This is a genomic window from Streptomyces sp. NWU339, assembly GCF_003143855.1.
In the GTDB taxonomy this organism is placed as follows: domain Bacteria; phylum Actinomycetota; class Actinomycetes; order Streptomycetales; family Streptomycetaceae; genus Streptomyces.
In genome coordinates this window covers 1-4,832 of record NZ_QFRK01000154.1, presented here as the reverse complement: position 1 = coordinate 4,832, position 4,832 = coordinate 1, and the positions used below count along the sequence as shown (strand labels likewise).

Sequence of the window (4,832 nt, the reverse complement as noted above, 5' to 3'; positions counted from 1 at the left end):
CCGCCGGAGTACGCGGCGTAGCCGGAACCGACGGTTGCGAAGTCCGGGGAGGTGGAGGAGGAAGCAGAGGTCATGGGGTGAACTCCTTGTTGAGGCTGGGCCAGTGTTCGACGAGGAAGCGGAACGAGGGGTAACGGCCTCCGGTGGACAAGGCCTCGCCGGCCGCTCCGGAAGGGGTGAAGGTGCCGGTGCGGATGGCCTGGCGGATACGGACCAGGCGCGGGATCCGGGCGGCCAGCTGCGGCACCCGGGCCCGGGCGTCCGGGGTCGGCAACCATGCGGTCAGCTGGTGCGGGCGCATCTCCTCCCACACCACGACGTCCGCGATCCCGCCGCCCAGGCGTACGGCGAGGAAGTGCGGCACCGCGGTCGTCCCGGGCGACGGGCCGCGGTGGCCGAGGGTGGTGACGGCGCCGGGGTAGCCGGTGCGCAGGGCGGCGAGGTGGTCGGCGAACACGGCGCTGAGGTTGCAGGCCAGACAGCCGCACCGCGACCGGACGCCGGTGAGGTCGTCGAGGGTGAAGATCCGTTCAGCCACGTCCGCCACCGGCGGCCGGGCCGTACAGGCGGTAGTAGTCGTCGACGATGCCCGCCTCGGCCAGGATTGTGTTGGTCGCGGCGACGTTGTGCCCGGGCTGCAGCCGCTCGTCGGCGCGGGCCATGGCCACCGCGCCGACCGCGAGCCCGGCTAGGACCAGATCGACGTAGCGGTTGGACAGGGACTCGGCGTAGTGGAAGTTGATCGGCATGCCGTGCCCAAGGACGACGATCTCGGGGCCGCCGGCGAGCTTGTAGCCGGTGCCGAGCACGCCCCGGTCCGTCACCGCGGTGCTGCCTGCGCGCAGCTCGTCGAGATCGAACTCGAAGTTCCGGCTGGTGGTGCTGACCAGATACGACCGCTCCGGCAGGAGCCGGGCCTCGCGCGCGCCGAAGCTGCGGCTGCCGACACAGCCGATGACCAGCCGCGGCTGGTGCGTACGCACCAGCTGCTCCAGCGACCGGCTGGTGAGGAACCCTTCCTCGTGCGCGGCGACCAGGCGAGTGATGTCAGAGTCGAACACCGCGACCCGCATCCGCCGGTTCTCCAGGACGCGGGCGACCTCGTGCCCGATCCGGCCGAAGCCGAGCACGAGAGCGGCCTGCCCCTCCAGCTTCTCGTCCGGCAGCAGCCGCAAGGTGTTGCGGACGGCCGCGTCGGCGATGCCGTACGACTCGATCATGGACTTCATGTCGCTCTCGGCCACGCTGAACAACGGCAGCGGCAGGTCGAGCCCTTCAACCTTGCGGATACCGGAGGTGGTCTGTTCCACCAGCCCGACGAAGTGGTCGGCCTGCCCGGGCAGTTCGCGAAGGACGGTGGGCATCACATAGCCGCCGTCATCCATAACCACGGTGCGCTTGCCCGCGGCGGCGACCCGCTCGATGTGGTCCTCAATCCCCTGACGCAGGTCCCGGTAGCGCCACACCGCGATGCCGTGCCGCTGCACCAGGTGCGCGTCCACCCGGTGGGTGTGCGCGTAGGGGTATTCCTTGTCGATCACGGTCATGTGCCCCGGGTCGACGCCGAGGCCGAGCAGGCTGTCGACCAGGACGAGAAAGTCGCGCATGTGGTGGATCGTCCACAGCACACCGACGCCGGACAGCGGCTTGTCGGACCACCGGTCGGCCAGGCGGCTCGTCAGCGGCAGCTCGGACACGGCCGCAGTGACCTCGGTGGCCGTGAACGGCAGATGCCGTGCGGCCGTGAAGAACGCCTCAGCCGCGGCCGGGGGGCCCTGTTCGAACGTCGCCACGATCCGATGGGTGTGCGCCGCGGCCGCGGCCGGGTCCGCAGGAGCGGCCAGCGTCAGCCGGCCGCGGCCGCCGTCGGCGAGTGCGCACCGCCACGACGCCGATGCTTCGTCCCAGTCCATGCTCTGCACGCCGGGGCTAAGAGCGAGGCGGGCGGCGAGTTCGCTGGCCAGATGGCGGGCCTCGTCCTGGGTGGCGACGACATCGACCGCGTGGACGAGCGGCGGTTTCACGGATGCGGGCATGGACGCCCTCCTGTCAGAAGGTGGTGGATCAGGGAATGCCTGGGGCTCAACGCTCGCCGGGAAGGGTGTAGGTGTGGCAGCGGCCGGTGACGCGCATGCCGCTGGCGGTGAAGTCGGCCGGGTCCTGCCGCGTCACCGCGCGCACGGTCGCGACCTGCCGGTCGGTGGCCAGGGCGTGAGCCTGGGCGATCAGCCGCCTGCGAACCGCCGCGTCGGCGGCCCACACCTCAGCCACCAGCAGCTCACTGTCGGTGGCGTTTCGCTGGACCAGGGCCAGCAGAAGCGACCCGGTCGGCGGGTCGAGCAGCAACATCTCGGCGCTGAACCGTGCGTCGTCCCGCCACCGCGGCAGCGTCGACGCGGCGAACGACGACTCCAGACCGGCGAACCGGCGGCCGGCCGCGGCGACGTACGCCTCCAGCCCGGTGATGTCGGCGGCGGTGACGACACCGGGCCCATCGGCGGACGGGGTGCCGTGCAACACCGTGATGGTGTCCAGCACCTCCCACCCGGACCCAGTGAAGAACACGCCGGCGCCGTCACGGTCCACGGGCACGTCCGTGGTCACCAGCGGCCACTGCACCGCGCCCACCACCGTCTGCAGCAGCCTCCGACCGAGACCCGCTCGTCGCGCCGACGGCTCCATGACCGGACCCCACAGCCGCGCCCTCGCCTCACCGGGCTCCGGGCGCCGCACGGCACACCAGCCGGCCAAGTCCTGCCCATTGCGAGCCACCGCGAGCACGGGCGGCGCGCCGGTCAGCGCGTTCGTCAGCCGCGAGCGCACCAGGGAGGCGCTGACCGGCCGGTCGTCGCTGTACCCGCTGATGCATCGCTGAGCCAGAACCGCGAGCTCCTCACACACATCGCCATCAAGGCCCGGGAGCAGGTCGATCTGCACGGGACGGGGGTCACTCATGCGGCGGGCCTTTCTGTGAGCCGGACGGGCGAGGCGGCGGGGGCGGATAAGGAGGCGAGGTGATGCCGGTGCAGACGCTGTGCCTGCTCGCCGTGGGGAGGAAGGCCGACCTGGGCGCGGCGGTGGTCGAGGGCGGCCGGCTCGTCGACCGGCAGGAACTCCAGACGGCTGCCAGGTCCGTCCGGCCGGTAGACGTACTGCGTGCCGTGCAACTGCGGCCGGCCGCTGTTGACGAGCACCCGGTCCTGCACGTGGGCCCACTGGGCAGGCGCCGCCTCGCGCAGGGCGGTGAGGAGCCGGCCCTGAAGCTGGCGGTCCTGGTCGGCGTGGACGGCGATGGCCACCGCGGCCTGACAGCCGTCCTCACCGGCCCGGGACCGTTCCGGCCAGCCGTACCGGATAACGATCTCTCCCAGGAATCGGGTGTTGTCGGCGTCGGCCTGCCGGGCCGCCGCGAACACGTCCGCAGGCGCGGCGGCCCTTCGGCATGCCGCAGTGCGGCCTGGTTGATGGTGGCCCTCTGCCGGTCGAGAGCCTGCGCTCCTGCCGGATGCCATAGCAGCGCGGGTGCGGGGCGCCGACCGCGAGCCCGCGGCGTGAGGGTCCGGACGTCGGCAGGCGGCTGAAGGCGCAACGGCGGGTCGACGGCGGCGGACAGGGGGGAGGCTTGGGTGCTCATCGGGCACTCACCGCCGGCAGGGGGAGCGCGTCGTCAGCAGCGAAGATCGCCACAGTGAGCGCGGGACGCCGCTCGGCCCGCAGCCGCAGAGGCGTGAGATGCTCGCCATCGGCGCGGCGGGCAGTCGGCAGGTCCTCCCATCCGAGGCCACGCAGCAAGGCCAGCAGTGTTGCCCGTGACTGGGGCGTGGCGGGGACCTCCCACCAGACCCACTCCAGGCCGTGCTGCGCGGCGTGGTCGGCGAGCCACAGCGTCAGCAGCCGCGTCGCCTGGTCATCGTGTCCCGGCACCGGTGGGATCAGGGACACCCAGACCCCAGGGCCCGGCCAGTCGCGGCTCCTGTGCGGCAGGTCCAGGCCGGGGTGCACAACGAGACATCCGGCGAGCTCGCCGTCGTCGTAGAGACCGGTGATGGTGGCCTGCGACCGGATGCGGTCGATCAGCCGGTCGGTGGGATGGTCGACGCCGTGGTCGGCGAGCCTGCGGGTGGCCTCTTGGGCCAGCGCCACGGCCTCGGCTCTCGCCGCGCCGGTGCGGACCGGAAGCACCGCGTACACCGGTGTGGCGGCGGCGTCCATCACGCCGCTCCCACCGTGGACGTGGCGAGCTCGAGCTGGCTGCTCGCGCCGGACGGTGCGGATTCCCCGAGGATTCCCCAGGGGTGGCCCAGGCCGACGAGGTGGACCGCGTTGCAGGCACCCGCCTTGGCGGCGACCGCGTCGATCTCCGCCCGCACGTCGTCGGCGCGCACCCCGATCGCGTCGCCGATGGCGGCGTTGAGGCTGTGCTCGGCGATCGCGCGGATGACCTGCCGGTCACGCGCGGTGAACTCCGGCGCCGGCCCGGTGGTGGAGGGCGGCGGCACCTCCCGGGCCGTGAGCAGGGCGTGGGTGAGGACGGCGCGCGAGGAGCCCGGACGGTCGAGCTTGCGGCGGGCTGCGGCGAGGTGGCTGGCCACCGTGAACACGGCCAAGTTGACCTGGCGGGCTATCAGTTGGTTGGAGGCCCCGTAGACGAGTCGTGCGGCGACGCGCTGCTGGTCCCGGGTGAGGAGGGTGAGCGAGGGCGGGGTGTCGGTGGTCATCGTCGGTCCTGAGACAGGGGGAGGGCGGGTGGGTTGTCGAAGGGGGTCGGCGCGTGCCGGGGAGGAGAACTCCCCGGCACGCGTCAGGGGGCCGTTACGGCGTGGGATGCAGTG

The 4,832-nt window shown here is 72.5% G+C and carries 6 protein-coding genes; all 6 read right to left on the bottom strand.

The window, feature by feature from the left end; all coding sequences use genetic code 11:
* Nucleotides 1–70: 70 nt before the first annotated feature.
* The 6 genes from DIZ27_RS44725 to DIZ27_RS44700 all read right to left on the bottom strand — a co-directional run bounded on the left by DIZ27_RS44725 (nt 71) and on the right by DIZ27_RS44700 (nt 4,718).
* Nucleotides 71–538 (bottom strand): hypothetical protein, encoded by a 468-nt coding sequence (locus tag DIZ27_RS44725; RefSeq protein WP_146229164.1) that lies wholly within the window; start codon nt 536–538, stop codon nt 71–73.
* The gene (locus DIZ27_RS44720; protein ID WP_109383957.1) at nt 531–2,036 is read right to left on the bottom strand and encodes an NAD(P)-dependent oxidoreductase; all 1,506 of its coding nucleotides are present in this window, start codon (nt 2,034–2,036) and stop codon (nt 531–533) included. The genes DIZ27_RS44725 and DIZ27_RS44720 overlap by 8 nt, the downstream gene beginning before the upstream one ends.
* 46 nt (nt 2,037–2,082) lie before the next feature.
* Nucleotides 2,083–2,955: a GNAT family N-acetyltransferase gene (locus tag DIZ27_RS44715; protein WP_146229163.1), complete on the bottom strand. Its 873-nt coding sequence runs from the start codon at nt 2,953–2,955 to the stop codon at nt 2,083–2,085.
* Nucleotides 2,952–3,512, bottom strand: a complete 561-nt coding sequence (locus tag DIZ27_RS44710) for a DUF6624 domain-containing protein (protein ID WP_309075009.1) — start codon at nt 3,510–3,512, stop codon at nt 2,952–2,954. Before DIZ27_RS44710 ends, DIZ27_RS44715 begins: the two co-directional genes overlap by 4 nt.
* A 118-nt stretch (nt 3,513–3,630) precedes the next feature.
* The gene (locus DIZ27_RS44705) at nt 3,631–4,212 is read right to left on the bottom strand and encodes a hypothetical protein (protein WP_109383954.1); all 582 of its coding nucleotides are present in this window, start codon (nt 4,210–4,212) and stop codon (nt 3,631–3,633) included.
* Nucleotides 4,212–4,718 carry a LuxR C-terminal-related transcriptional regulator gene (locus tag DIZ27_RS44700; protein ID WP_109383953.1) on the bottom strand — a complete coding sequence of 169 codons (507 nt, stop codon included), beginning with the start codon at nt 4,716–4,718 and terminating at the stop codon, nt 4,212–4,214. The genes DIZ27_RS44705 and DIZ27_RS44700 overlap by 1 nt, the downstream gene beginning before the upstream one ends.
* Nucleotides 4,719–4,832 lie beyond the last annotated feature (114 nt).

Coding starts and splice junctions, on each gene's coding strand:
- DIZ27_RS44720 (WP_109383957.1), bottom strand. CDS start 2,036: ATGCCCGCATCCGTGAAACCGCCGCTCGTCCACGCGGTCGATGTCGTC.
- DIZ27_RS44715 (WP_146229163.1), bottom strand. CDS start 2,955: ATGAGTGACCCCCGTCCCGTGCAGATCGACCTGCTCCCGGGCCTTGAT.
- DIZ27_RS44710 (WP_309075009.1), bottom strand. CDS start 3,512: ATGGCATCCGGCAGGAGCGCAGGCTCTCGACCGGCAGAGGGCCACCAT.
- DIZ27_RS44705 (WP_109383954.1), bottom strand. CDS start 4,212: ATGGACGCCGCCGCCACACCGGTGTACGCGGTGCTTCCGGTCCGCACC.
- DIZ27_RS44700 (WP_109383953.1), bottom strand. CDS start 4,718: ATGACCACCGACACCCCGCCCTCGCTCACCCTCCTCACCCGGGACCAG.